Origin of the sequence: uncultured Sphingobacterium sp. (assembly GCF_964277905.1) — a bacterium.
GTDB lineage: Bacteria > Bacteroidota > Bacteroidia > Sphingobacteriales > Sphingobacteriaceae > Sphingobacterium > Sphingobacterium siyangense.
In genome coordinates, this window is sequence record NZ_CAXYKD010000007.1 from 225,889 (window position 1) to 251,492 (window position 25,604).

Annotated in this window: 28 protein-coding genes and 1 pseudogene; 19 read left to right on the forward strand and 10 right to left on the reverse strand. The window is 36.0% G+C overall.

The genetic code is table 11. From position 1 onward, the window contains the following. The first annotated feature begins 7 nt into the window (after positions 1-7). Together ACHWSC_RS05580 and ACHWSC_RS05585 are read left to right on the forward strand one after the other, a co-directional pair. Positions 8-277: a hypothetical protein gene (locus ACHWSC_RS05580; RefSeq protein ID WP_394676088.1), complete on the forward strand. Its 270-nt coding sequence runs from the start codon at positions 8-10 to the stop codon at positions 275-277. Positions 278-344: 67 nt separating this feature from the next. After that, positions 345-521, forward strand: a complete 177-nt coding sequence (locus tag ACHWSC_RS05585) for a colicin immunity domain-containing protein (RefSeq protein WP_394676190.1) — start codon at positions 345-347, stop codon at positions 519-521. 66 nt (positions 522-587) lie between these two features. Here ACHWSC_RS05585 and ACHWSC_RS05590 read toward each other — a convergent pair whose 3' ends face one another. The 3 genes from ACHWSC_RS05590 to ACHWSC_RS05600 form a co-directional block, all read right to left on the reverse strand. Beyond that, positions 588-944: a hypothetical protein gene (locus ACHWSC_RS05590; protein WP_394676089.1), complete on the reverse strand. Its 357-nt coding sequence runs from the start codon at positions 942-944 to the stop codon at positions 588-590. Positions 945-1,101: 157 nt separating this feature from the next. Continuing rightward, the gene (locus ACHWSC_RS05595; protein ID WP_394676090.1) at positions 1,102-1,620 is read right to left on the reverse strand and encodes a hypothetical protein; all 519 of its coding nucleotides are present in this window, start codon (positions 1,618-1,620) and stop codon (positions 1,102-1,104) included. A gap of 328 nt (positions 1,621-1,948) precedes the next feature. Beyond that, the gene (locus ACHWSC_RS05600) at positions 1,949-2,104 is read right to left on the reverse strand and encodes a hypothetical protein (RefSeq protein WP_394676091.1); all 156 of its coding nucleotides are present in this window, start codon (positions 2,102-2,104) and stop codon (positions 1,949-1,951) included. 87 nt (positions 2,105-2,191) lie between these two features. Here ACHWSC_RS05600 and ACHWSC_RS05605 point away from each other — a divergent pair, with 87 nt between their 5' ends. Then, positions 2,192-3,583 carry a family 43 glycosylhydrolase gene (locus tag ACHWSC_RS05605; RefSeq protein ID WP_394676092.1) on the forward strand — a complete coding sequence of 464 codons (1,392 nt, stop codon included), beginning with the start codon at positions 2,192-2,194 and terminating at the stop codon, positions 3,581-3,583. A 380-nt stretch (positions 3,584-3,963) separates the two neighbouring features. Here ACHWSC_RS05605 and ACHWSC_RS05610 read toward each other — a convergent pair whose 3' ends face one another. From ACHWSC_RS05610 to ACHWSC_RS05620, 3 genes are all read right to left on the reverse strand, one after another. Further along, positions 3,964-4,494, reverse strand: coding sequence for a hypothetical protein (locus ACHWSC_RS05610; RefSeq protein ID WP_336834524.1), 531 nt, complete (start codon positions 4,492-4,494; stop codon positions 3,964-3,966). A gap of 472 nt (positions 4,495-4,966) precedes the next feature. Then, a complete protein-coding gene (locus tag ACHWSC_RS05615; RefSeq protein ID WP_394676093.1) occupies positions 4,967-5,416 on the reverse strand; it encodes a DUF1569 domain-containing protein in 450 nt (149 codons plus the stop codon). Positions 5,417-5,603: 187 nt separating this feature from the next. Beyond that, positions 5,604-6,428 carry a KilA-N domain-containing protein gene (locus ACHWSC_RS05620; protein ID WP_394676094.1) on the reverse strand — a complete coding sequence of 275 codons (825 nt, stop codon included), beginning with the start codon at positions 6,426-6,428 and terminating at the stop codon, positions 5,604-5,606. Between the two features lie 345 nt (positions 6,429-6,773). Here ACHWSC_RS05620 and ACHWSC_RS05625 point away from each other — a divergent pair, with 345 nt between their 5' ends. The 9 genes and pseudogenes from ACHWSC_RS05625 (at position 6,774) to ACHWSC_RS05665 (ending at position 11,924) form a co-directional block, all read left to right on the forward strand. Beyond that, positions 6,774-7,601: a hypothetical protein gene (locus ACHWSC_RS05625; protein ID WP_394676095.1), complete on the forward strand. Its 828-nt coding sequence runs from the start codon at positions 6,774-6,776 to the stop codon at positions 7,599-7,601. A gap of 21 nt (positions 7,602-7,622) precedes the next feature. Next, a pseudogene (locus tag ACHWSC_RS05630) lies at positions 7,623-7,925 on the forward strand (RHS repeat-associated core domain-containing protein); the annotation flags it as partial. Continuing rightward, positions 7,909-8,271: a hypothetical protein gene (locus tag ACHWSC_RS05635; protein WP_394676096.1), complete on the forward strand. Its 363-nt coding sequence runs from the start codon at positions 7,909-7,911 to the stop codon at positions 8,269-8,271. The pseudogene ACHWSC_RS05630 and the gene ACHWSC_RS05635, both read left to right, overlap by 17 nt. A 264-nt stretch (positions 8,272-8,535) precedes the next feature. Next, positions 8,536-8,952, forward strand: coding sequence for a hypothetical protein (locus ACHWSC_RS05640; protein WP_394676097.1), 417 nt, complete (start codon positions 8,536-8,538; stop codon positions 8,950-8,952). Positions 8,953-9,157: 205 nt separating this feature from the next. Then, positions 9,158-9,463, forward strand: coding sequence for an RHS repeat-associated core domain-containing protein (locus tag ACHWSC_RS05645; RefSeq protein ID WP_394676098.1), 306 nt, complete (start codon positions 9,158-9,160; stop codon positions 9,461-9,463). Next, positions 9,418-9,945, forward strand: a complete 528-nt coding sequence (locus tag ACHWSC_RS05650; protein WP_394676099.1) for a hypothetical protein — start codon at positions 9,418-9,420, stop codon at positions 9,943-9,945. The genes ACHWSC_RS05645 and ACHWSC_RS05650 overlap by 46 nt, the downstream gene beginning before the upstream one ends. After that, positions 9,942-10,463 carry a hypothetical protein gene (locus ACHWSC_RS05655; protein WP_394676100.1) on the forward strand — a complete coding sequence of 174 codons (522 nt, stop codon included), beginning with the start codon at positions 9,942-9,944 and terminating at the stop codon, positions 10,461-10,463. Before ACHWSC_RS05650 ends, ACHWSC_RS05655 begins: the two co-directional genes overlap by 4 nt. A 542-nt stretch (positions 10,464-11,005) precedes the next feature. Further along, positions 11,006-11,536, forward strand: a complete 531-nt coding sequence (locus ACHWSC_RS05660; protein ID WP_394676101.1) for a cysteine hydrolase family protein — start codon at positions 11,006-11,008, stop codon at positions 11,534-11,536. Positions 11,537-11,594: 58 nt separating this feature from the next. Next, positions 11,595-11,924: a hypothetical protein gene (locus ACHWSC_RS05665; protein WP_394676102.1), complete on the forward strand. Its 330-nt coding sequence runs from the start codon at positions 11,595-11,597 to the stop codon at positions 11,922-11,924. Between the two features lie 100 nt (positions 11,925-12,024). Here the strand turns inward: ACHWSC_RS05665 and ACHWSC_RS05670 are convergent, their stop codons facing one another. Further along, on the reverse strand, positions 12,025-12,411 hold the full coding sequence (locus tag ACHWSC_RS05670) for a hypothetical protein (protein WP_394676103.1): 387 nt from the start codon (positions 12,409-12,411) through the stop codon (positions 12,025-12,027). Positions 12,412-12,715: 304 nt separating this feature from the next. Between ACHWSC_RS05670 and ACHWSC_RS05675 the strand changes: the two genes are divergently transcribed. From ACHWSC_RS05675 to ACHWSC_RS05700, 6 genes are all read left to right on the forward strand, one after another. After that, entirely contained in the window at positions 12,716-13,300 is a 585-nt protein-coding gene (locus ACHWSC_RS05675) for an RNA polymerase sigma factor (RefSeq protein ID WP_394676104.1), read from the forward strand. Between the two features lie 54 nt (positions 13,301-13,354). Further along, entirely contained in the window at positions 13,355-14,563 is a 1,209-nt protein-coding gene (locus ACHWSC_RS05680) for a FecR family protein (RefSeq protein ID WP_394676105.1), read from the forward strand. Between the two features lie 177 nt (positions 14,564-14,740). After that, a complete protein-coding gene (locus ACHWSC_RS05685) occupies positions 14,741-18,280 on the forward strand; it encodes a TonB-dependent receptor (RefSeq protein WP_394676106.1) in 3,540 nt (1,179 codons plus the stop codon). A gap of 31 nt (positions 18,281-18,311) precedes the next feature. Then, on the forward strand, positions 18,312-20,063 hold the full coding sequence (locus tag ACHWSC_RS05690; protein WP_394676107.1) for a RagB/SusD family nutrient uptake outer membrane protein: 1,752 nt from the start codon (positions 18,312-18,314) through the stop codon (positions 20,061-20,063). Between the two features lie 11 nt (positions 20,064-20,074). Continuing rightward, positions 20,075-20,956, forward strand: coding sequence for an endonuclease/exonuclease/phosphatase family protein (locus ACHWSC_RS05695; RefSeq protein WP_394676108.1), 882 nt, complete (start codon positions 20,075-20,077; stop codon positions 20,954-20,956). Positions 20,957-21,021: 65 nt separating this feature from the next. After that, on the forward strand, positions 21,022-22,095 hold the full coding sequence (locus ACHWSC_RS05700) for an SGNH/GDSL hydrolase family protein (protein ID WP_394676109.1): 1,074 nt from the start codon (positions 21,022-21,024) through the stop codon (positions 22,093-22,095). A gap of 149 nt (positions 22,096-22,244) precedes the next feature. On the opposite strand, the gene ACHWSC_RS05705 is transcribed toward ACHWSC_RS05700, so the two are convergent. Then, positions 22,245-22,391: a hypothetical protein gene (locus ACHWSC_RS05705; protein ID WP_394676110.1), complete on the reverse strand. Its 147-nt coding sequence runs from the start codon at positions 22,389-22,391 to the stop codon at positions 22,245-22,247. A 130-nt stretch (positions 22,392-22,521) separates the two neighbouring features. On the opposite strand from ACHWSC_RS05705, the gene ACHWSC_RS05710 reads away from it, so the two are divergent. Continuing rightward, positions 22,522-24,333, forward strand: a complete 1,812-nt coding sequence (locus ACHWSC_RS05710; protein ID WP_394676111.1) for a DUF4365 domain-containing protein — start codon at positions 22,522-22,524, stop codon at positions 24,331-24,333. A gap of 9 nt (positions 24,334-24,342) precedes the next feature. On the opposite strand, the gene ACHWSC_RS05715 is transcribed toward ACHWSC_RS05710, so the two are convergent. Both ACHWSC_RS05715 and ACHWSC_RS05720 read right to left on the reverse strand, forming a co-directional pair. Continuing rightward, positions 24,343-24,951: a hypothetical protein gene (locus ACHWSC_RS05715; RefSeq protein WP_394676112.1), complete on the reverse strand. Its 609-nt coding sequence runs from the start codon at positions 24,949-24,951 to the stop codon at positions 24,343-24,345. 50 nt (positions 24,952-25,001) lie between these two features. After that, the gene (locus ACHWSC_RS05720) at positions 25,002-25,553 is read right to left on the reverse strand and encodes a hypothetical protein (RefSeq protein WP_394676113.1); all 552 of its coding nucleotides are present in this window, start codon (positions 25,551-25,553) and stop codon (positions 25,002-25,004) included. Positions 25,554-25,604 lie beyond the last annotated feature (51 nt).

Consider the following 25,604-nt stretch of genomic DNA (forward strand, 5'->3'; position numbering starts at 1 on the left):
TATTGATATGGCAGACTCCAATCGCATTAATGAATTTATTGATTTTTATCATCAATATGATTTAGCTTTTGAGGAAAGGGTGGCTTTAATGTCGCTGATTATTGCGTCTTATGATGATTTTCTAAATGAGAACAACGTAGCGATAGATTATAGATGGGATGCCATTAAGGCGATGTTAACAAAGGATAGGATACATTTTGTGGAGTTGATAAATTATTGGTCTTTGTATAATGAAACCGATATTTTTAGGATAACACCTCTTATGAGAACTGTCTAATTTTATTAATCGATATGACGATGAGTTCAAAAAATCCGGAAGATACCAATTTTCAGAAATAGATCTTATATGTGGTTTTTTAAGCATCGAGATCACAGCTTCAGTTTTTGAAAACCGTTTCCTTCAGCTTAGGCGGGAAGATAGCCAATGGATGAAATTTGGTTCTGATCATAAGGCCTACCGAATTTTAGATACGCTGAAGTATCTGTTGCTGAATATCGCAATAACAAACATGAGCAAATAAAAAATGTGAAGTCCTTTTGAACTTCACATTTCTATAATTTATATTCTTGGCGGTAAATACTAGAAATTACCTCTTTTGTTTTTTCATTTCTTTTATCTCCCGCTTTAGCTGATCTCGATCTTCTTTCTTGGAAAATTCTTGCTCCGTTGCAGAATAATCGTACTTGAATAGTCTTGCTTTTACCTTGGTGTTATTGACAAAAATACCAAAGTCTATATTTGCTATAGTGAGAAAACCAGCACTATTTCCATCAATTTCGATACTTCCAAATTTTGAGAGTTTTACCAGTTTTGTATGAAAAGACCCGTTGTTATCAGACGATATTTTTTTAAGTGTATTTCCTTTAGAATCTAAAAATCTTATCTCGGCATTGATTACCTTTCCTTTTGTCTTAGCTTCAGTAATAATGCCTGAAATCGTCACAGAATCTTGCGAATCGTTCTCGTCTAAATAGCTTGAAGCTTCGTACCCGCCCAATACTTTATTGTTTTCTGTTTTGGGTATGATGATAGCGCAGGATGAGAAACAAAAGATCCAAAAAAAGACAAAAATTTTAATAGCCCAGATCAAATTACAATATCTATTTATGTTTTCTATTTGCTTTTTCAACTTCTTTCCTCAACTTTTTCTGGTCCTTTTTTGAACCTATTTCATTAATATACATGGGCTGCCTTGGTAATTTTATGTCTAAGAAGTAGGCTTTAAAATTTGGTGCAATGTAAACATGTTCGATAGTCATTCCCGTTCCAAATGTATCTACAATAATTTTTCCATGGAGCAATCCCTCGGATGGGACCGTTAGCGAAAATTCTCCATTTTTATCGGTGATGGCCGTACCAATTGTATCACTCTCTGAACTAAGAAAAAAAACTTTAGCAGAAGGAACATTTTCATTATTATGGCACATTCTTACTTTACCTTTTATTAAAGGAAATACCTCCTCATCTGTATAACCTTTACCTCGTTGACTATAGCTGCTACAATTATTTTGGTCTATATCAACCCAGTCATTATAATTCTTCTTTGTAGAACAGCTAAAGAGGGTAAGCAAAAGAAGAAGTTTAAAACCACAAAGGTTTAACTTTATGCGTAATGCCATTATAAATTTGGACCTTTTTTATATTTCAAATAATAAACAAAAATTCTTTATATGAATAGATTCCGTTGTAAACAAGATGAAATTTTTAGCACCATCAAAAGCTGTTTTTTTACTTGCTTGTACCTACCTCTAAAATCTAACTCATTTCAATATTAACAATTTTTCTGAGTTGATTCTCATTTATATCTATTTATTATTTTGATTGGAGATTTTGGAGGCTTTGATCATATTATTTCGGAAATTACTGATCGGTGAAATCGAATAATTTTGACCATTAAAATAATGTACCTATAGATTTTAAATATATTATTTTATGTTATTTTGAACTTCAATTTAAATGGTCAATTTGCGACGGAATCACATGGTCGGTATATCCGAAATCTCCATCCATGGTACTAAAATTAAAATTGCGGCTTCCACCTTCAGGATTGAAACCTGCGTTTATGGCTATGGCTTCGATTAATGTTGATTTTTCCGATACCATTTTCTCCTGAAGATATAAATGAAATCGTGTTTCTGGCAGGATGGGACATGATAGTTTTTTTTGAGGATTTATAGATATTGTATCTATATGAAATCAATATTAAGTTGGCTGCTGCTGTTGCCTTTTTTTGTACAAGGCCAGGTTCAGGGGCAATATAATGCCATTTATTCAGGGGTACCATGGATTGATGCGCAAGGAAAAACGGTGAGTGCACGTGGTGCTTGTATCATCAAAGAAAAGGATACTTATTTTCTATTTGGCGAATATAAAACAGACTCAGCCAATGTATTCAATGGTTTTTCCTGCTATTCTTCCAAAGATCTTGTGAATTGGCGATTTGAAAGTATGGCACTTCCGGTGCAGTCTATCGGAAAGTTAGGGCCAAATCGAGTTGGCGAGCGACCAAAGGTAATGCAGTCACCCACAACTGGAGAATACATTATGTATATGCATGTGGATTCGCTTAACTACAAAGATCAATTTGTCGGATATGCTACAGCAAGCAAAATTACGGGGCCTTATCAATTCCAAGGACCTTTGCTTTATAATGGCCAGCCTATCCGAAGATGGGATATGGGGAGCTTTCAGGATGATGATGGGCGAGGATATATTTTGATCCATGGAGGAGAAATTTACCGATTGGGTGCGGATTATAAACACGTCGAAAAGAAACTGAATGAGACGATGGTGTCTGGTTTTGAATCACCTACTATGCTCAAAAAAGACGGCCTATATTATTTCCTGGGTTCTAACTTGACAAGTTGGGAACGTAATGACAATTATTATTATACCTCGCGGTCTTTAGCAGGGCCTTGGGAAAAACAGGGGTTTTTCGCTCCGGAAGGCTCTCTGACCTGGAATTCACAATGCACATTTGTTTTGCCGATCCAGGGTACAGAAACGACTTTTTGGATGTATATGGGCGATCGTTGGTCTTTTCCTAAGCAAAACTCTGCAGGGAGCTATGTATGGCAACCACTGTCTTTTGAAGGAAATAAGCTGTTATTACCGCATTTTTATGACGCCTGGCAGCTTGATTTGAAGACAGGGGAATATCGCGTGTTGACACTAGCGGGTGTATCTATTGACTTAACGACATCAAAAGAAGTTATCCGTAAAGTTAATTGGAAGCAGGACAGTTTGCACACGATCAGCTCAGACCGACGCGGTGATCAGCTGACCATGAGCTTTCATGGTCGGGCAGTAACTTTGTATGGACTTTCTAGACCGACGGGAGGCTATGCAAAAGTGACAATTGAAAACAAAAAAGGCCAGCATATCCTAACATCTATTGTGGATATGTATGCACTGGTACCTAATGTGGCAATTAAATTTGCCAGTCCGCAATTGAAAGAAGATACCTATACAATAGCTATAACAGTGATGGGCGAACAGGGTACTTGGTCGGATAAACGGAAAAATAATTATGGGAGCAGAGGGTTTGACGTTGTACTACAAAAGTTCTTGGTAACAAAATAATAAATCAATTAGCTATGTAAATTAGAGAAGTCCAATCGTGGCCATTGGATGTCGAACACTGCAAAAAATTATTACTGTCATAACAGAGTCGATTTAATCTACTAAGACTTAATCGAACTTTTCTACATACTTCAGATTTATGATCATCCTATTCAATTGCGCAAAAGGAAGCAAACGCTACGGATACCATCGAAGTTATCTCCTACAGGAATGTTCCTTTTGATGATGAATTCTATTTATTTAGGTTTAAAAATAATAAATTGGAGAAATGGCATCGCGAATTCCAGCCGATATACAAAGAAATAAAGCCGTAGATTTGATAGGTAGGACTGCCGTCGTTACACTTACATCAATAATAAAAACTACATTAATTGGTGTAGTTATAAATCCTTTTTATATATAAAAGTAATTTTACTTGTTTGGATCGTATCCTCCTTGAAATTTAATAGAGAAACACTATATTCCATTTTTTCCCCTTCCTTAAACGTCAAGATCCGATCGATGTCTTTCGGTAAGAGTACCTGTTTGATTTGGATAACCCCTTGATTGGCATAAACTACATCCCGGTTTTCTTTATCATCTGTTTTAATCTTCCACGATAGTGGGTTATTCACTGTCTTATTGCGGTTATCAAACTTTCCTTCACAGGTAAATAATGCAAATGTAGTGCTAAATTCATCCGTGTATGTCAACTTTATTGGCTTTTTCTCGTATATGATGTATAAGCCTGTTGGATTCACAAATAAAGTGTCCGGATAGATTTTATAAATATCGTCTGCCTTTGGACAAGCGTATTCGATAAGGGGTTCCGGTTCTGGTTGAGGTTTTGGATCAAATGGTTCATTACGGCTGCAAGATGCAACTATTAAAAACAAGACGCTAAAAAGTAGAATAGTTAGTTTTCTCCTCATTATTGATATTACTGGTGTAGTTTATAAAATTCATATAAAGAGACGAAAAAAATATTCGCTAAGCTATAGTTTGAAATGTAAAATTTCAGTTATATCTCTACTTTCTATACTTATCCAAGTTCTATTCTCGTTGTTGAACGATGAAATATTGACAGGCGTTGAAGTTTTCCATTTCATATAATGTTATAGTTTGAGATGTAAACACGAGTGACCTCCCCCTCAAAACAGGACATTTTAAAAGTAGAGTTTCGGACGTCTGGTTAAATGTGCTTCCGCCAGTGCCGCTAGTTTGATTTAAAAATCAAACCTCAATTCGGATAGCATTCGTTCGTGATTATTTATAAAATACTTCATCAGCTTATACTGTTCGGTAACCTGATGTGAAATTAGCTTTATTCCATTTTCAGATACCTGCCCTAGAACGACCCCGTTATAACGTCTGACTCATGTAGCGGCTTTGTGGCTTTTTGGGTTACGCTCCAAACTGCTTTAAATGGTGGTTGCAATGTTTGTATATGAATTGTCCTAATTGGGCTCTGGACATTCTACCAAAGAACCAATGTACAAATGTATCTTTTTCAAATGTTTCATATTTCTCGATTAATAATTTCCAATTTCGTTTCTCCATTTCTAAATCATGTATGTCTTCATTTACGATAAATACAGCGGATGTGAGTGCGTTTTTGCCAAAACTTGTTGTTTCATCTTTCAATATCCCCTTTATCGCATTTTGACCAAACATTCGCCCTAAAAATGAACGTTTAACCTTTATGGATCCTTGGTAATATTGTTCACATAATATACAATGCCTGACCATTTGCGTTACTGTCATTTTTCCCCAAAGAGCATCGCTGTCCTCGTGTAATAAGTTAATTCTTTCGATGAGCGCTTCTCTTATGTTTTTCTCAAATATTGATTTCATATTAGGAACATTTATACATTCTATCTGGATTTTGATCATTTGTAGTCTTACAAATCTAACAGATTTGTTCTTCGATCGACTTTGCATAGGATAAGAAATAGAATTGCATATCTAACGCATTGATGATAAGATTTGTTTAAAACTCATCATATTTCCAGTTAGAGGAATGGATAAATAAGATACCTTTCTATTTTAATTTTCTAACAGCCTTATTTTCTACGAGCGACTTCATTTGTGTTACCGCTACTTTATTCAGTTGCATAAGCCGTTCATTTTGTGGTACTCCTTGTTGAATTAATAACGCGTTTATACTTTCCATGTTACTTAGTACGACCAACTGTTCTATAACCGCGTAGTCTCGGATATTTCCCTTTTTATCAGGATTAGTATCTCGCCATTGTTTGGCAGTTATTCCAAATAGTGCGATATTAAGTATATCGGCTTCGTTGGCATAAACGGAATTTGACTGTTGTTTGGTGATTTCTGGCGGAATAAGATTTTCTTTGATAGCATCTGTATGGATTTGATAATTCACCTTAGCTAGCGTTCTATTTAAATCCCAATTTAATTTCAAACGATTGTTTTCATCGTCTTTTAAACGTTGAAACTCCTTTATTATATAAAGTTTAAACTCGATTGAAATCCAGGAAGCGAATTCTAGTGCTATGTCCTTATGAGCAAAAGTTCCCCCGTATCTCCCAGCTTTAGAAATTATACCAATTGCATTGGTATTTTCTATCCAGCGTTTGGGAGTCATCACAAAACTATTGAGACCAGCTTGTTTTCTAAACCCGTCGAATTCGACGGGTTTAAAATTGGGATTATATATACTTTCCCAAAAACCTAAGAGTTCAATGGTATTGCGATTTCTCATCCAGTTTTTAATTAAATCGTCAGTATGTGCCGAATCTTTGTGTCTTGCAATATCCGTAAGTGATATGTAATCATTTTGATGTTCTTGATATAGGAGAATATCTACTCCTTGTACATTAATTTTTTTATTCTTAGTCATGCTTTTAGATTTGATAAGTTCTTCCCATCAGCTCGAGAAAACTAGATGGCATATTGGCTATTACAATTTTATTTTACTTTTTATGAAGATAAATATACTAAAAAAAATAGCAATACATAAATAGATATATATCAAGATTTAGAATAAAACCTCAAGAAAGATTTATTGTCAATAGTCTTATCGCTAGGCTCGCAAAATCTATCCTATGTTTTATATACAACATTTGTCTGCTGTTTAGTAATATTCATGATAATAATAATAAATAGCTCATTAATTATAATTTTTATTTCCATTTTTTTATCTTGATATCACATAACCCTGATATATTTAAAGTGTCGGATTTTAATGAATTTTATAGATGAAGATGTTGCTTGCTTTTATACAGACTATTATGTTCTTTTTTACGGAATTAAACGAAATATAGTGGGGTATATTAACAGGAGTATGAGCTGTAATAAACTGGTTTCAAAATCAGGAATTAAAGAAAGGACATATTATTCGCAGGATAGACTTAAACTAGTTTATATCATTTTTTTTATTTTACTTTTTAGCTGTAAGACCGAAAAATCGATTTTTGGGATCTACAGTAGCGAAAATTTTGGGAGAATTGAGTTGAAATCGGATTCAACGTATAAATATCGAGGGGGACATTTAGATTTGGTATATTTTTCGAGCGGCGTCTGGCAGAAAGTCGAAAATAATTCTGTTTTGTTAAACAGTACAATTACCAATACTACTGCCCAGCTTTTCCTAACAAAAAACAATAGGGCAAAAAATAACAGCAAAACTCTAAAGTTTATCCCAACCTTAGTTGGTGATAATGATATAAAAAATTATCGTTTTTACTTATATATTGATAATGAGAGGTATACTGATGTTAGATGTGATTCATTAAATCAAATAGATATTCGCAAACAATTTAGCCAGTTATTTATAAAGATAAATTATGAGCCACTATTGTCTACTTCTACGGCCATTTCAACACCGATAATATCCGAAATATTTAACTTTGAGAATACTGATGCATTGGATTTGGAGTTTACCGTGTTTATTGAAAAGGATAAATTCTTTTATAAAAGTTTTGATTCCTATTTATTGAATGGAAAAAGAGCAACTCTTTATTTTATGAATGAGTATACTGGGAAATGGGAAAAATTGAAAAAGATAAATTGAGATTAAGATTACAGGGCTAGGTTCTATGACCCTGAAATAGGACGATGGAATGTTTTGGATCCAAGAGCAGAGGAAGGAAGAAGATGGTCACCATATCGATATGCATATGATAATCCTATTAGATTTATAGATCCAGTAATAATTTTTAAAAAGAAATTGAGTGAGGGAGATTTCAACAGTTGGCAAAAATCCACAAGAAGAGTAATAACGGATGTTTATGGCGGTGTAGTTGTTCAAAAAACCTTAGTTGCTCCTTATAGAAATGATTCAAGAGGTCAAAGATGGATTAAAGCAGGGGGCATGTATTATGAAAAGAAGAAATAGGTTCGGTTTTATTTTATGGGCAATTGTACTTGTTACAGCTGCTTTCGTCATTTATAAAATGGCAACATTCTCACTATTTGAAAGCGAGGTAAAATGTCTCGTAGAGTTTGATGTTCCTGAACAGGATTATAAATTGAGGGTGTATCACGTCCCATCAAATGCTACAATGCTTGATTATATTCAAGTTAGGAAATTTAAAAACAACAAAGAGGATATCCTTGAAAACTACGAAAGGTACGATTCACTAGTATCTTATTTGTTGTCTGATACATCACTGGAGCTAAGGATTATTAATACCGTGCAAATGAAACCTAGAATAGATACACTGATATTAAGATTGAAATAGCTATATAATACAAGGCCAAACCGATGAAAGATTCAAAGAGAATTATTGAACAATAGTACTTCCCGCAAGGAGTGATGAAAGACCAAGATTTGTTTATCAAGGAGTTGATTCAATTGTTTCCGAGTTTAAAAGAAGAACTTTTAGATGAAGATTGCTAGTGCGAGCGATGTTGGAACTTATTCAGCAGGATTTATCAATATCTAGGTCATTAATCTTGGATAAATATGTTTAGGCAAAAAACTTTTATGCATAAAAAATAGAAGCATGAAAACGATTATTAAGGTTATTATTATCATCGTTATATTACTATTGGCGTTTGATCAATCTAGAACTATCTATAAAATAGATGATAACCATTATATAACAGTTTGGAAAAGGTTAGGGGGGAAATGTATTATCACATTTGATAAACATTATTCAATCTTTAAACCATCTCGATATATAGAAACTACAACAGATAATTATCTAACGATTGTCATTAACAAAGAATCGTCAAAGTCAAATTTTGCCGTTTTATCAGGATATGATCTACCTGTAAAGTTCGTAGGATACAAAAACTTAGACTTTTATCAGCCGGATCAAAATGATGACTTTAAAAAGCGATATTATATTAATGGCGATCATTTACAACATTATTTATATTTCTCAATAGATATTAAAGAACAATATATGTCCAAATAATAAGAAAAAGGAGTTTAGTTAGCATAGCATAATGATTTAGTAAGGATGTATCCTGAATCTGAAAAATCAATTTTTCCTTTAAAACCGAATAGGAATTATATTTTTACTAATAGTACAGTTTATGATGCTACCCCTGCTTCAGTAAAATTTTATATTGATAGTTTAGGAAATTTTCATAGTTTGGACAATCGAGTTTGTGAATGATGTGTTTAAAACACAAAGGCACTATGATAAACCGTACGATTACGAAGAAAGGTTCTACGATGCGGAAATAGGAAGATGGAATGTGATGGATCCGCTAGCAGAGAAGTATTTTAATCATTCTCCATATAATTATGTTCTTAATAATCCAGTTGATATTATTGATCCGAATGGGAAAGATATTATAATACTATCATATGGGCCGCTCCAGATTAGACATAAGACAGGTCATTTGGCGATGCTAATTGGAAATAATAAGGATGGATGGACTTATATTCAAAAGACGGTGATAATGGAGGTGAGACAATAATAGACGAAAAAGGGAATAAGTCTTACAATAACACTTTTACTGTGGAAAATTTTAAAAGTCTCGAGGACTTTGTTAATAGTGAATATAATACTTTTAAAGAGGATTATGATGATGTTAGACAGGGCGTTAAAGATAAATTTGCAACCTCAGAAAGAGATAGACATGGCAATATCAAACAACGATATGAAAATGGATTTCTAATGAGGTCAGACAAGGAAGCAGACAAGAGAATGAAAGATGTTGCAGATGCAACGACTAAAACGGACTATAGTGCAATCCAAAATAATTGTATAAGTAATGTGCAGGCAACTTTAAAAACTGGAAATTTTAAAACCGCTAATCCGTGGTACCATACAAACCCATTTGGCACGTATGAGGACATTAGAAGAAATAATAATGGTTATAATATTGGGATTATATTGAATCCTAAAGATTATAAAGCTTCCTTGGAACGTATCAAAACAAAACAAAAAACTAAATGAGAAAGTTAACTCTCAAAAGAGGTGGTATAGTATTTCTAAAAGTAACCGCCACAATAGCTGCTTTTTATGTTTTGATATCAATATTGATTCTTCCAGGTGGTAAATTTATTTACACTTATTATCCCACTCAAACTCCTATCAAGGTTGCAAAAGATAATGGAAGCTTTATTAGAGAAATTTCTCCGTCAAGCATCAATATTATTGATACGATATCCTATGATAAGATAAAAAGTGATTTATCAATTTATCTATGTAAAGATTTATCATATAGGAGATATGGTTTTTTTCAGTTTATTAGAAGAAAAGTTGAAAATCCAAATTTTGTTTGCTTAAATATAGTGAGACCGAATGTAGATATTTTATTTGTACAATATGATAACTTATTGCCAATAATGGCTATTGGGGATAGTGACGCTGATTTTAAATTTTATAAAGTAGGATCAGATGCGACTGTCAGGATTTTTGGCAAGAATAGAAACGAAATCGTAAGCATGAAATTTTCGAACCTCGGAAACTAAGGAGCTGTCTAATAAAATGTGTAAGTTACAAAAATTCGAGACTGTAATGTAATCTGTGTCAGAGGAATAATTCAATAAGATTATTTATATTCAATTATTCAAACGACACGCTCATGAAAGAAAAAGACCCATTCGATTTTTGGTTAGTGAGAAAGGGACTGTCCCAGTAAGTGTGTAAATAAAACTACGGAGTTCAGTTATGTTCCTTATAACTGGACTCTGTTTTCAAATAAAGTTAAGAACTGATTTAGGATAATAGCCCAGTTACGAATGGGCATTGTCCATTTTTTAGAGATTTCTCTCAAAGCCAAATATACAGATTTCAATTTTTCATGAAAGGAAAGCTCACATAGATTAGAAGGGCTCGGTTATAAAAATATAACTGAGCCCTTCTTCCTTTTACTTCGAATCCCCTGGTTTGATTGCTTGAATAGTTCCTATATAAAAAATGTTTTTATCTAAATTTTTGTCCGATACCAGACGGATGATGTTGAATAATGAACATTCGGTATATTTATCAATAATATAGATTTAGTTCACAAATGAGAGCCTTATTAATTATAGATATGCAACTGGGGAGTTTTAGACCCTATGAGCTGCGGCTGGATACAATTGCTGTTATTAATCGGATAAACAGACTTTCTGATGCATTCAGAAAGAACGGAGACCTGGTCATTTTTGTTCAGCATGATGGGACAAAGGAAAACTGTTTCATACCGGGCACAGAAGAGTGGTCTTTGTTACCTGAGCTGATCAGAGGTGCCGCAGACATATTTGTTTCTAAGACAGCGAATGATTCATTTTATAAAACTGATCTTCAGACGATATTGAGGAGTAGGGGAGTGAAGGAACTGATCGTGACCGGATGTGCTACAGATTTCTGTGTGGATGCGACTATAAAATCAGCCTTGACGAGAGACTATTCTATTACCGTGGTTGCTGATGGACACACCACCGCCGATAGGCCCATGATCCCAGCTCGGCAAGTGATTCAGTATTTTAACTGGCTATGGTCAGAGATGACGTCAACAGAAGGGGGGATTAAAGTCGAAATGTGTGATGTAATTTTATAATTTATATCAAAATAAGATAACACGTCTAACAAATAGAGAAGACAACAACCCTTCAGTTATGGATTATATAGCAACAGGAATTGATACCAGTATATTTTATTCAATTGTGAAATTTTTACAACAAAATAAGTGGAGATTAGATTTTGAATATGATGAAAAGATGTTTGATAAAGGAATAGATTTTGATCTTTATCAATTTAGTAAAGATGGCGAAATAATCCTACTGGCCTGGGACAACTGTTTTGAAGGAGAAGTTAAAGCCAGCAAAAAAAGATTAGAAGAATTATCTGCTGATTTTAATTTTGAACTTTTTGATAAAGGAACAGCGTATCTTCATCAAACTGACTTAATTCAGAACATGAGCAAGCTAATTAAATTCTATAGCTAAGTATTGTTACTGGAGATTTATAAAACCTGATTATTCAAGCTTTTTATAGCGTTATCGCTTCGTCGAGAGAGTGCACGCTACATTTCTGATCCGCCGTCAACTAACTGAGCGGTTCAATCCATTGGGGTATACCGATAAACATATCATTTACAAATTTTTCTGTATACCGCTGCATTCCAGTTTCCTCTTTATCAAAGTAGGTCTTTATTTTTGAGCATACTTTAGGGTTGTAGCATAACTTGACGCGGAAGTTTTCGATCCATTCGGCCCGTATAACAATGGTAATTAATTTTTTTGTATCTCTGGACAAGCCGATTACGGTAATAGCTTGACACATCCCAGCATACCAATCGATAATATACACCTTGGTGCCCGGGCTAAACTGTTTCGTGCCATAACGGGTTTGCAGTTTTCCTTGACCATAGCTAATTTCCTGTTTGATGTTAGCTACCAATGTCCATAATGGTATAGGTTCTAAATGATCCATATGACGTTACTGGTTTTTGAATTTACAGAAAAGAATCTAACATGGCAAAATATAGAGCTCATTAACGATGATTTCCATCTCTATTTGTAATCTTGGTATTACATTGCCCAGATATATAGTGTCGGTTGTGAATAAACTTTTGTGGAAGAATGGCCTGTAGATCGCTTTGTCGGGTAGTAGCCCTGTTGAAAACTGACTGAAATTTTGGGATACTCATATTTCATTTTGAAATAACCTTGCATTTATATAGATTTAATATAAGTTTTGTTGCTTAGACCAAGTGTAACCTAGGGAAAATATAACCATGGATTTAAATGCAGTTCCATTGAGTCTTGATGAGTTTAATCGCTTTAAATTGGGAGACGAGAAGGTTTTTAAAAAGATTTTTGATTTTTATAGGCCTTTGATGTACTACAAGGTACGTCGTGTATGTTCTTCCGAATTAGACGTGGAGGAGGTTATGCAAGAGATTTTTGTGCAACTTTTTCTAAAACGGAATTCAATCCCGTCTGCGGAAGCTATCTTTCCATTTTTATTTTTAGTAGCAAAGCGAACGGCCATCACTTTGTTTCGAAAAGAGCTGTCTAGACAAAAATATCAAGTATCACAATTAGCAGAATGGGATGAATTAAGTGATGAATTAGAGCGGACAATCGCTCATAAAGATTTAGATAAAGTACTCAAGACGATTGTATCCTGCTTACCGCCACAGCAAAAACTTGTATTTCATAAGAGCAAAATAGAGGAAATGAGTTATGCAGAAATTTCCGAAGAAATTGGTATTTCCAAAAATACCGTACGCAACCATCTTGTAGCAGCATGCCAGTTTGTACGTTTGAAACTTGATGGCTTACTTTTAATCCTTTTTTTAATAAAAAATATCTTTTGACTAGTTCATCGATCCTAGTTGTACGAATAATATTATAGCGTACAACAGATAAGGATGTCCAAAGTAGAAGCATATAAGATTATTATCAGCCAATTTTTGGCAAAAACATTAGACGAGCGTGCAAAGCAAAATTTTGCCAATTATCTCAATGATCCGGATTTTTTGAATGCGTGGCAACAGCTTATGGACGAGGGAGAGATAGAGCAGTCTCCAGACAATCAAATTGCGCACGATAATCTTTTTAAGACAATCATTGAAGATGAAAGAATAAAAGACCAAGTTGTTTCCAGCCCAATTGCAAAGAGATCATCAATTCACATTCTACAGTATGTCAGTATCGCAGCTATATTGTTGCTAGTTGGTATATCTGCTTCGATCTTCTTCTTTATACAAGAAAATAGACCGGATGACCGGGCAATGGTCAACAATCTACCTGCGGTAGTTCCCGGATCCCAAAAAGCCGAAATAATTTTAGAAAGTGGCGAGCGTATAGATCTCGAAAAATTGAAATTGGATACGATCATAGATAATGGTGCGTTTGAAATTATCAAATCCGACAAAGGTATTATATCCTATCGTCTGAAAAGCTCAGGGACTAGCAATCAGCAGACAGCGTATAATACAATCGTTACGCCGCGTGGTGGGGAATATAAGCTATTATTGGCAGATGGTACAAAGATTTGGCTGAATGCCGCTACTACACTACGTTATCCAATTAGTTTTAACGGTGATGAAAGAAAAGTACAATTGCAGGGTGAAGCTTATTTTGAGGTTGCTAAACAGGTCTATCAAGGAAGACGGGTGCCCTTTATTGTTCATGCAGGTAATCAGAAATTGGAAGTTTTAGGAACAGCATTTAACCTTCAAAATTATGGTAAATCGATCGTGACAACTTTGGTGGAAGGCAAGGTGAAATTAAATGTTCAAGATAGCCCTCAGGACAACCTCTACTTAAGTCCTGCTGAGCAAGCCGTGTTTCAATTTACAAGCAAAAAGTTTCTAAAGACGGCTGTAGACCCACGCTATTTCATTGCCTGGAAAGAAGGAAAATTTGCTTTTTATAATACACCTATTGATGAAGTCATGGAAATTATCAGTAGATGGTATGACGTGGAAGTCCAATTTGATTATCATCCCGAAAATTTTGCTTTCTCGGGCACAGTGTCAAGATATGATAATATCGACAAACTACTCCGTACGATCGAACTAGTCGGAGATATTCATTTTGAATTGAAAGGGAGGAAAATTTATGTGAAAAGATAACCCATAAAGAAGAGTTCAGGAGCGTTACGACCGCCCCTGAATTTGTCTTCGAAAAGACCAGGCTGAAAAAGATTTAATAGACTTAAAAACCATTACAACCGTATGCAAAAGTACAAAAAAAAACGGTATGGAGATCCTTTGCCTAAAAGTAGGATCTCTGCCAAAAAAGAATTTGCTATGAAAATGTCATTAGCGATTCCCTTGTTGCTGGCCTCTAACCTCCAGTTGAGTGCAATTACATTTGGGCAAGGAGTCAATTTCCAAAAGAAAAATGCCAAACTCGAAACCATATTAAAGGTTTTAGAAGAACAGAGCGGTTACAATATTCTGTATAAAGCTACTCTGCTAAGCAATGCCAAGCGTATCGATGTCGATTACAAAAATGTACCTTTCGAATATGCATTGAAGGATGTGCTTGCAAACTATCAGATCGTCTATAAGATTATGGACAATAATGTCGTATTAAGCAAGCCAGCTTCTACAACAGAAGGAATCCCGTGGAATCGATATGTTACAGGTCTCAATACTACTCTTGTCCTTCAACAGCGTCGCGTAGGGGGAAAAGTGGTAGATTCAAAGGGCAATCCAATTAGCAATGTTATTATTACGGAGAAAGGAACGGATAATAGAACAACTACCGACGACAATGGTAGGTTTGAGATTCGCCTTAAAACAAATAATGATCAGCTTGTATGTTCAATGTTAGGCTATCAGTCCAAGGAGGTAAATGTAGATGGACAAAATGAAATTCAAGTTAGCCTAGATGTCGCTATTACTGCAATGGATGAGGTCGTTGTAGTCGGTTATGGTGAACAGAAAAAAGTTAACCTAACCGGGGCGGTGAGCCAAATATCGGGTAAGGAGTTTGAAGATCGTCCTGTCACACAGCTTACCCAAGCCCTTCAGGGCAATATTCCCAATCTCAACATTGTCTTTGGATCAGGAAAACCCGGTACAAGTGGTTCAGTCAATGTGAGGGGAAATACATCCATTAACGGTGGTGGTCCATTGATTTTGATTGATGGTATTCTAGGTACCTTGGATCGAATTAATCCCAATGATGTAGAGTCCGTAACGGTGCTTAAAGATGCTTCCGCAGCGGCTGTTTATGGAGCGCGTGGTGCCTTCGGTGTTGTTTTGGTCACAACAAAAAAAGGGGGTAAAAATGGAAAGACCTCCATTGAATATAATAATAATATTGGTTTCACTACCCATGCCACAAATACTGATTTCATAACAAGTGGTTATTGGAATGCGAAGATCAACGATGACGCTATGTACAACGCATTAGGGTATCGGACCACGCGTTATACCGATGAGGATTATGAAGAATTACTTGCACGTGTTAACGATAAGACTGAAAATCCGGATAGACCCTGGGTTGTGGTTAAGAAAGATGCTAGTGGTAATGACATATATCGTTACTATGCCAACTTCGATTGGTTCAATTATTTGTACAAAAAAACAAGACCAAAAAACGAGCATAATCTTTCTTTTTCTGGATCTTCTGGCAATACACGTTATGCAATATCTGGTTCCAAAGCGAGTGAACAAGGGATATTCAATATTGATCCCGATAAATTTGGACGTTATAATCTACGTGCAAATATCGCGTCAGATATCCGAAGCTGGCTGACCATCAGCAATAGCACACATTTTTTCAAATCCAGCTATGATTGGGCCGGACTGGAAAATAATTTCAGCACCGTTGCCAACAACGTGAGCAATAGTCCGACCTACCATTATCATGCGATGTACGTGCCGCGAAATCCGGATGGCACACTTACGGGGTATTCGGGTATTAATAGTTATCCTATTGGGTACGGCCTGCACAATGCGCTCGAAAGCGGCACAATGCGTGGCTATACGCGGGGCACAGAATTTACCAATATGACAGAAGCGGTTTTGAAATTGGGAAAAGGTCTATCCCTAACTGGAAACTATTCCTATCGTGAATATCGTTCTGACTATTCCTACCGACAGACCAAACAGTATTATTCGAAATATCCTGGACAGCTCGAATTGTCTTCACTCGGAGCTTTGAATCAAGATAAGCTTCGGGAAAATATGGGTAAATATGCTTGGCATTTTATCAATGTTTTTGCTACTTACCAAAAGGATTTTGGCGATCACCACCTTACTGTGATGGGCGGTTTTAATCAAGAAGACCGTTTTTATAAGCGTATTGGAGGAATTGGTCAGGATCTATTGTCTGAGAATTTAAATGATCTTGATTTGGTGATCGGGGAGAAACAGTTTGAGGCAGGTGGCGATGAGTGGGCAGTACGTGGAGGGTTCTATCGTGCCAATTACGATTACAAAGGCAAATACTTGCTGGAGGTAAGTGGTCGATACGATGGTACCTCACGTTTTCCAAAGCACAGTCGTTTTGGATTCTTTCCATCCTTTTCTACAGGCTGGCGTATCAGCGAGGAGAAGTTCTTCGCTCCACTGAAAAACAAGATCAATAACCTGAAGATTAGATATTCGTACGGCTCACTTGGTAACCAGGAGGTGGATACCTATGCTTATATTTCATCCATGGGTACAGGTCAGATCTCCTATTTAGTCAATGGTCAAAAGTTAAATGTTGCCAATAGCCCCGCGCCGGTAGCGCCCACATTGACTTGGGAAAAAATTACCACCAGCAACTTAGGTCTGGACTTTAGTTTATTCAATAATAAGCTCGATTTTCAATCTGATTTTTATGTCCGGCAGACAAAGGGTATGCTGAGTAAAGGCAAAACCCAGCCGGCTGTATTTGGTGCATCTGAACCCAAGGAGAATGCAGCCGACCTCAAGACCAAAGGTTTTGAACTTTCTCTTTTATGGAAAGATCATTTTGATTTAGGCGGAAAACCTTTCAATTATTCAGTTAGAGCAATGTTGTCTGATTATCAAGCCGAAATTACCAAGTTTGCCAATGATGCCGGGCTATTGAGCAATTATTATACGGGACAAAAATTGGGCGAAATATGGGGGTATCATTACGACGGATTTTTTAAGACAACCGAAGAAGCACAGGAGTATGCGAAAATCGTCAATCAAGATCAGATCAATAGGCGTCGTGTTCAGGCTCCCACAGCAGACTTGCGCATGCTTCAAGCAGGTGATATCAAAATATTGGATCTCAATGGCGATGGTATCATTGATGCTGGCGATAATACGCTTGCCAATCCTGGTGACCGTACCATTATCGGAAACGATCAACCGCGTTATTCCTATGGGCTAAACCTAGGCGCTAATTGGAATGGCATTGACCTATCTGTCTTTTTCCAGGGGATTGGGAAGCAAAATTGGTATCCTAATCTCGAGGCACAGGCGTTTTGGTCCGTCTATGCGAGACCATGCGACTCATTTATTCCGTCTAATTTTCAGGATAAAATATGGTCTCCAGAAAATCCAGATGCTTATTTCCCCTTTTTACGCGGGTATACAGCACAAAACTCTGAACTTTCTGTCGCCAACGATATGTATATGCAAGATATAGCCTACCTAAAACTACGTAATCTGACTGTAGGTTATACATTTCCTGTGGCACTTACCCAGAAGGCAAAGATCAATAAGCTACGTGTGTTCTTCAGTGGGGAAAACCTACATACCTGGACGAAGTTAAAGACCGACTATATTGATCCTGAACAAGTAATGAGCGATAATACCGGCAGGAGTTATCCTGTAGGCCGTGTCTATTCTTTTGGCGCTCAATTGTCTTTTTAGTTTGTGCGTGTAAATTTTAAAATGAAAAATCATGAAAAGAAACCTCAATATTTTTACGCTCATTATTGGACTTGCAGTTAGTTCTTGCAACAACGATTATCTGGAGCGATACCCCATAGCCGAATTGGCACCTGAAAATTATTTTCGGACCGCTTCCGAGTTGCAGACCTTTACCAATGCTTTTTATGCAGATCTTCCGGATGCGCTCGCCATACATTACAATACACCGGGTCAGGGCGATGACGAAGCACGTAATACGCTCGCTTCTGAATTTCAGGGTACTCGTACCACTCCAGCGAGTGGAGGAGGGTGGACATGGACATCCCTTCGTCGTATCAATTTTTACCTTGAAAATTCGCACAAATGTACAGATGAGGCAGCAAGGTTGCAGTATGACGGTGTAGCTCGGTTCTTTCGTGCATATTTTTATTACGACAAGATCGTTCGCTTTGGTGACGTACCATGGTATGACAAAGTAAATCAGCTGGATGATCCTGCGATGTTCAAACCTAGAGATTCACGTAAAGTTGTTTTTGCTAAATTACTTGAAGATCTTGATTTTGCTATCGCCAATTGCAGTACAGCCAAAAGCGCTCAATTGATCAGCAAATGGACCGCTTTGGCTTTTAAATCCCGCATGTGTTTATTTGAGGGGACATTTCGCAAATACCATGGCTTGGGCGATTGGGAAGACATGCTTCAGCAAAGTGTGTCTGCCGCCGACGAGTTAATGAAGTCCAATACCTACAGTATCTACAAAAGTGACCCAAATAAAGCCTATCAGGAGCTGTTCATTGCAGAAGATGCCAATCCTGCAGAAATGATCTTGGCGCGGCAGTATAGCGCATCTGTTCCTTTTGTCCATTCTGCGAATTTCTATATTTTGTCCGCTTCTTACGGCCGTCCGGGTATGGTTAAAGAGCTTGTGAATAATTACTTGATGAAAGATGGAAGCCGATTTACCGACAAGCCTAACTTTGATAAACTATCGTTTTACGAAGAAACGCAGAATCGCGATCCGCGGCTATCGCAGACGGTTCGCACACCTGGTTACAAGCGTATTGGTGCGAATACAACATCAGTTCCTGATTTTGCAACATCAGTAACAGGTTATCAATATATTAAGTATATTCTTGCACCGGGCTTTGATGCTGGGCAAAGCACCAATGATATGCCCATTATCCGTTATGCAGAAGTATTACTTAACTATGCCGAAGCAAAGGCCGAATTGGGTACAATCAATCAGAATGATATTGACAGATCCATTAAATTACTTCGGGATCGTGTCAATATGCCCAATTTGGTGTTGGCCGATGCCAATTCCAAAGCTGATCCCTATCTTTTGGCTGCTTATCCCAATGTTAGTAAGAGTGGCCAAACAGGGGCAATCTTGGAAATTCGCCGAGAGCGCCGTATCGAGCTTGTAAAAGAAGGGTTACGCTATAATGACCTGTTACGCTGGAAAGAAGGAGCGAAAGTTGCCAAACCATTTTATGGAATGTATTTTCCTGGAGCAGGCGAATACGATTTGGATCAAGATGGAAAATTGGACCTGGTGATTTACGAAGGCACTGCGCCTACCAAAAAACCTGGTGTCCAATATCAGAAACTGGGTGAACTGGTTTTGGAAAATGGAAAAAATGGTGGCCGTATTGTCAATTTGCCGGACATTCTAAAAAAATGGACAGAGGAAAAAGATTACTACTATCCAATTCCGACACAAGAGCTTCAGTTAAATACCAAGCTCGAACAGAATAAAGGTTGGGATAAATCAGGTACTTAAAGAAAAAGAAAATGAAAAATTATAAAAACTTATTTGTTATTTCCATCATTTTGGCTGCGAATGTGTGTATTGTAAATGCGCAGGAAACATTAAAGATTGTCTCGTATAATGTCCTTTATGGATTAAAGAAAGATTCGGTCAATATAGATCGGTTTGTAAACTTTGCAGAGGACTGGAAGCCGGATGTGATTGCCCTGGAAGAAATGAATGGATATACCCAAAAGACGCTGGAACAATTGGGACAGCGTATCGGTCACGACTATGTTTTACAATCTAAGGAAGATGGATTTCCTGTGGCCATTACCTCCAAGTATCCTTTGGTCAATTTTAAGAAGGTCACTGAAAATATGTGGCATAGCTACATCTATGCGAAAATAAAAGGTGTACACTTTTTTGTCATTCATTTTTCGCCATTCAGTTATGAGAAGCGATTGAAGGAAGTGACGGATATCTTGGCGCAAGTCAATGAGATGCCGAGTAACGAACCTATACTCATTATGGGTGACTTTAATTCTCTGGATATATCGGACAAGGACAAATATGGAAAGGAAGTTTTGGACGCTATGAAGCAAAGTGAGCAAAAACATGATCACATCCGTAACTTGCACAATGGAGCGATCGATTATTCTGTATTGGGGAAACTGCATGAAGCAGGATTTAAAGATACCTATCGTTTGTTACATAAGGAGTTTGAAAGTTCTGTTCCGACTTTTAAGGATGGTAATGGCAATATCAAACAAAAGAATACCGGTCATCCTAAACGTATTGATTTTATTTGGGCCAATTCAGTAGCAGCCTCACGGGTTACCAAAAGTGGTATTGTTAAAAATGAATATACACATTATATTTCTGATCATTACCCAACATTTATAGAGCTTAAGCTCAGTAAATAATAAAATTCGCCCCCATAGGGGGCGAATTTTATTACGACTTTTGTTTATCATTAATTTAAAGTGCAATGAAAAAAAAGATCAGTACGCTTCTCTTTATCATCCTTATTTGTAGTTCATTTTCTAGCTATGCGCAACAAGTTATTCCTGCATCTAAATTTGAGATTCAAGGAAAGTCTTTTGAAAATACCCGTAGATATCATCGTGTAGACACATTAAAGTATAAAAATCTTCCTGCTGCCGTAAAGAAATTGTATACACATGGTACTGGAATGTATGTCACTTTTAAGAGTAATACCGGTAAACTATCCCTGAGATGGAAAACAGTCGATGCGGAATTGGGTAATAATTCGACCCCAATTATGTCACGGGGATTTGATGTATATGTGAAAGAAGCTAACGGCTGGCGCTTTGCCGGGGTGGCCCGTCCCGATCTCAAGAAAGCAGAAAGTAATGCTATAGTGGTCGAAGATATGGCCAACACCGAGAAAGAATTTCTTCTTTATTTTCCTTTGTACAAAGAATTATTAGATTTTGAGGTGATTATTGATGAGAAAGCTTCCTTTTTAGCCACTAGACAATCTTTTAATAAAACGGTGGTGGTTTATGGGTCTAGTATTGTCCATGGAGCCTCAGCAAGCCGTCCAGGCTTAGCTTATCCGGCTCAATTAGGACGGAGATTAAATGCTAATGTGATTAATATGGGAGTGAGCGGAAATGCCCGTATGGAGCCGGCTGTCGCAGATATGCTCGGTGATATCGGGACTGTTGATTTGTTCATTTTGGATTGTGTACCAAATAGTAGTCCCGAGGAGGTGAAAGAAAGAACCTTTAATTTCGTAGCGCGGCTTCGTAAATCTCATCCGGATGTACCTATATTGTTAATAGAAAGTATTACACGGCAGATAAGCAATTACAATTTGAAGTGGAAATCAAGATTGACTGAGCAGAATAAGAATTTTAGATTACAATATGAAAAACTGCTGCAAGCCGGATATAAAGACTTGTACTACTTGCCAACCGATCATTTAATAGGCGATGATTCGGAAGGAACCGTGGACGGTACTCATCCGACAGATGTGGGATTTGATAGGATGCTAAAAATAATCGGTGCTAAAGTAGAGACAATTCTTAATGATTAGATAATGGCATCATAGATTTTACTTTGGAATAGAACCTCTAATGCCATAGTCAAAGGAATCTGCACTATTGTACGGTTTGGAACTTTATTAAAATTGCGACGTACAAATAAGGGCTTCAGCTATACTTTATAGCTGAAGCCCTTATTCTTTTACTTCGAATCCCCCGGTTTGTGCTTATGTGGTTTCAGATCCGGATGTTTGGGTTTCGTTTCGGGAGTAACCCGTTGTTTTCTGTCGGGAGTGCCGTCTTGTTTCTTCGGCTTTGGTCCCGGTTTTATTGCTTTAATTGTTTCCATATAAAAAATGTTTTTATCTAAAATACAGTTAGATGAGAAGCATTTTTTATGGTATCCCGTAGAGTATTATAAAATTCTGAGGCTATAATTGCATTTTTGATTTCTCGATAGATAATCATTAAATTTAAGAATGAGCCATAATATTGCATTACCTAAATCAAGTCGACAAGAAGAGCTAGAAACTATTTCTCGAAATCGCTTGTCGCTTAAATTTGATCCTTCATTATTTGAACTTCGTTCAGAGAATCAACGAGACAAAGGGATTGATTTTATAGGTGAAATCAAGCAGAATGGTGTGTATACCAATTTTCGTTTTGCCATACAGCTGAAATCTACTGAGTCTAGTAAAAAGTTAAAAGATGGATCTATAACATACCCAATTGAAGTAAGTAATTTGAATTATTTAGTAAATTTTGGAATTCCTTCCTATTATATTCTATATGATTATCCCGCAGATCAGTTTTATATGGAATCAGTAGGAGAGGTATACCGCAGTTTTTTTGATAAGTATAATTCAAAAAAAACTCCCAAAACATACAAAGTCAAATTCAGACAAGCTCTTGATCATGCAAAGATCAATATGATCTTTAAAGAAGCTTTCGATTTCGGTAGCGTACAACGTAATGTAGGAATGCATCTTCGATTCAATAGCAATGAAGGAGGAAAATTAAAAGGTATTGTTATCGATGGTATTCAAGAGGTATATAGTATCGATCAAAACATAGCATTTATTGAAAATTATGGCTATGAGTTGTTGAATCAACATGCATTCTCTCAGATTATTGAGATAGAAGAGCGGTCCCATCCGAGAGATAATGCCTCAGCAACATTCAATATGGTCTGTGGAATAGCTTACTATCATCAACATGATTTATTGAAAGCTATTAACTTTCTTAAACTGGCTTATAGCGAGTTAAATAGTTTGCATCCAGAAGATCAGACTATGGTCACATATACCCTAATCCAGGCGAAGTATTTACTCGGTATCATAGGGAAAGATCAATTTAGTAAAGAGATTGAAAGGATTGTTGAGAATGAAAATGCCGGATCATTTTTACAATTTGAAAATCTCTATAACAAATGTTTTGAGGGAAATGAATTTAGAGCAGAACAGATAAAGAAGTATTATGATGGTGTCACGAAAATTCTAGACAATAATCCGCAGTTTGCAGATATGAGAATCGTTGCCTATGCTCATGTGCTAAAAGCCGAAGCGAAATTATTATTGCACGAACTCGTTGGAAATTACTTAACTACAATTGGACGAAAAGTCGATGCCTATCGTGACTTACTCATTGCAGAATGGTCGAAGCTGGATGAACAATATAACCATCAATTGAAAGAGCTAGTGAAGTTTGCGAAGGAGAACTACAATTTTCTAGCAGTATGCAATCTTTTGGGTGAGAAAATAGAATGGGAGTTTACGAAAACATATTATTTTCATTCGTTCAGTAATTGGAATAAAGAAACTCTATCAATTAACATTGATATAAGAATAGAGGATCGTGATTTTTTACTTCTTTTATTAAATGATCTAGATCCAATTTTGGATACTTATGATAAATTACAGCATCGTAGAAATCAGTTTCATTGTTTGGTATTACGGTTTGAGATCTTACACTTTTTAGGAATGAAACATGAAGCTGAAGATTGTTTAAATTTAATGAGAAGGCTAATAGAAGCCTATGAGTTGAATTCCTTGGGAAAAGATATAGATAAGTTGACTAATGGTAATACCCGCTCATATTTGTTTATGGAAAAACTTGTTAATCAACGAGCAACTTTAGATAGAATAGCAAAAAATGAGGGAATACATGAATATTTGTATAAGGATATATCACCTGAAATGAATGCACATCTTGGACGAAAACCGAAATGGTCGCTTGCTGAGCTATTACCTCTTACTTTATCCAGAGATTCGGAATTAAAGGTGCCAAAATAAAGTATATAGCTACACAGAAAAACCCTTCTCATATATTTTAGCAATAATTTCTAGGTCAAGATCGAATAAATTTGAGAGGCCCAAATTATATTCAGAGTTTAATATTTTCTGAAATTCATTAAGTAACACAATTAGATTATTTAAATGTCCGGTATCAACATAATTTAAAAAATTTCGACGCTTTTCAGTTCCAAAATGCGCAAACCATTCATTTCTGAGATCCAAGACATTACTATGGAATTCTTTCCAAGAACTCAATTCGATCTTTAAACTCTCTAGCGTATTCGAAAGATATTTACTCTTATACTGTGGCTTTAGACCTTCTATAAACGATAATATTGCAAAAACTGAATATTTATCATTTTCGTTCTTGCTGTATTTGCCATCAGAGATTTTATAATTCAGTAGCTTAGAAGCTTCAATTATAGCAAGTTTATAATGAATTACATGTAATACAGAATTTTCTTCTGTATTTAATTTTGGAAATCTATTATGTTCAATTTTTAAGCAGGCATCAATATGGATCATTGATTCACATATGAGTTGAGAATATCCTTTAAGTTTACTTAAAAGGATTTGTCTTAAATTTGAAGGTAAATCCCCATTTTTATGTTCCATCACTTTTATTGATTAAAATCAAAGAATAGCATATGTATTATTAAATACATTTATAAACCTTCAATAATCTGTTTACCTAATTCCGTTAAGGCATATTCAGAAACAATAGTTCCTTCAAAATTCTTCTTGCATAAAGTCAATAGTCCTACGTCAATAGATACTTTTAAAGAGTTAGTTAATTTGGAACTTCTACGTTTAAGGCCAAGTAACTCTAGTATCTCATTTTCAGCTTTTTCTTCCACGCAAAAAGGAATAATCAATGCTATTCGCTCAATATCTTTATCTGTGATCTTATTTTTAATTATCAGGTTATTTTCATTCAGTAACTTTGATATAATGTTGATTAGCTGTTCTGAAGGAGTAAATTCCTCTTTAAGCTTTAAATTACCAAATAAATCTTTTTGCATCTGACAAGCCTCTACGTTTATAGCCAATGAAATCAATTGTAACTCACTGCTACGTATATATAAAACAGGAGCGTAACATAGCCATGTCATTCTAGTTGGATGTATCCCAGTTCTTTTACATACCTGTGCTTTGTTTATAGATCTTTTCTCTAAATATTCCCCGAATGCATTTAAAATTCTTTTCTTCTTTTCCATAATATAACATCAATATCTAAATGTAGCTTGATGCAATAATTTTGCATATTA

Coding starts and splice junctions, on each gene's coding strand:
- ACHWSC_RS05580 (WP_394676088.1), top strand. CDS start 8: ATGGCAGACTCCAATCGCATTAATGAATTTATTGATTTTTATCATCAA.
- ACHWSC_RS05595 (WP_394676090.1), bottom strand. CDS start 1,620: ATGGCATTACGCATAAAGTTAAACCTTTGTGGTTTTAAACTTCTTCTT.
- ACHWSC_RS05600 (WP_394676091.1), bottom strand. CDS start 2,104: ATGGTATCGGAAAAATCAACATTAATCGAAGCCATAGCCATAAACGCA.
- ACHWSC_RS05605 (WP_394676092.1), top strand. CDS start 2,192: ATGAAATCAATATTAAGTTGGCTGCTGCTGTTGCCTTTTTTTGTACAA.
- ACHWSC_RS05610 (WP_336834524.1), bottom strand. CDS start 4,494: ATGAGGAGAAAACTAACTATTCTACTTTTTAGCGTCTTGTTTTTAATA.
- ACHWSC_RS05615 (WP_394676093.1), bottom strand. CDS start 5,416: ATGAAATCAATATTTGAGAAAAACATAAGAGAAGCGCTCATCGAAAGA.
- ACHWSC_RS05620 (WP_394676094.1), bottom strand. CDS start 6,428: ATGACTAAGAATAAAAAAATTAATGTACAAGGAGTAGATATTCTCCTA.
- ACHWSC_RS05625 (WP_394676095.1), top strand. CDS start 6,774: ATGAATTTTATAGATGAAGATGTTGCTTGCTTTTATACAGACTATTAT.
- ACHWSC_RS05635 (WP_394676096.1), top strand. CDS start 7,909: ATGAAAAGAAGAAATAGGTTCGGTTTTATTTTATGGGCAATTGTACTT.
- ACHWSC_RS05640 (WP_394676097.1), top strand. CDS start 8,536: ATGAAAACGATTATTAAGGTTATTATTATCATCGTTATATTACTATTG.
- ACHWSC_RS05650 (WP_394676099.1), top strand. CDS start 9,418: ATGGACTTATATTCAAAAGACGGTGATAATGGAGGTGAGACAATAATA.
- ACHWSC_RS05655 (WP_394676100.1), top strand. CDS start 9,942: ATGAGAAAGTTAACTCTCAAAAGAGGTGGTATAGTATTTCTAAAAGTA.
- ACHWSC_RS05660 (WP_394676101.1), top strand. CDS start 11,006: ATGAGAGCCTTATTAATTATAGATATGCAACTGGGGAGTTTTAGACCC.
- ACHWSC_RS05665 (WP_394676102.1), top strand. CDS start 11,595: ATGGATTATATAGCAACAGGAATTGATACCAGTATATTTTATTCAATT.
- ACHWSC_RS05670 (WP_394676103.1), bottom strand. CDS start 12,411: ATGGATCATTTAGAACCTATACCATTATGGACATTGGTAGCTAACATC.
- ACHWSC_RS05675 (WP_394676104.1), top strand. CDS start 12,716: ATGGATTTAAATGCAGTTCCATTGAGTCTTGATGAGTTTAATCGCTTT.
- ACHWSC_RS05680 (WP_394676105.1), top strand. CDS start 13,355: ATGTCCAAAGTAGAAGCATATAAGATTATTATCAGCCAATTTTTGGCA.
- ACHWSC_RS05685 (WP_394676106.1), top strand. CDS start 14,741: ATGAAAATGTCATTAGCGATTCCCTTGTTGCTGGCCTCTAACCTCCAG.
- ACHWSC_RS05690 (WP_394676107.1), top strand. CDS start 18,312: ATGAAAAGAAACCTCAATATTTTTACGCTCATTATTGGACTTGCAGTT.
- ACHWSC_RS05695 (WP_394676108.1), top strand. CDS start 20,075: ATGAAAAATTATAAAAACTTATTTGTTATTTCCATCATTTTGGCTGCG.
- ACHWSC_RS05700 (WP_394676109.1), top strand. CDS start 21,022: ATGAAAAAAAAGATCAGTACGCTTCTCTTTATCATCCTTATTTGTAGT.
- ACHWSC_RS05705 (WP_394676110.1), bottom strand. CDS start 22,391: ATGGAAACAATTAAAGCAATAAAACCGGGACCAAAGCCGAAGAAACAA.
- ACHWSC_RS05710 (WP_394676111.1), top strand. CDS start 22,522: ATGAGCCATAATATTGCATTACCTAAATCAAGTCGACAAGAAGAGCTA.
- ACHWSC_RS05715 (WP_394676112.1), bottom strand. CDS start 24,951: ATGGAACATAAAAATGGGGATTTACCTTCAAATTTAAGACAAATCCTT.
- ACHWSC_RS05720 (WP_394676113.1), bottom strand. CDS start 25,553: ATGGAAAAGAAGAAAAGAATTTTAAATGCATTCGGGGAATATTTAGAG.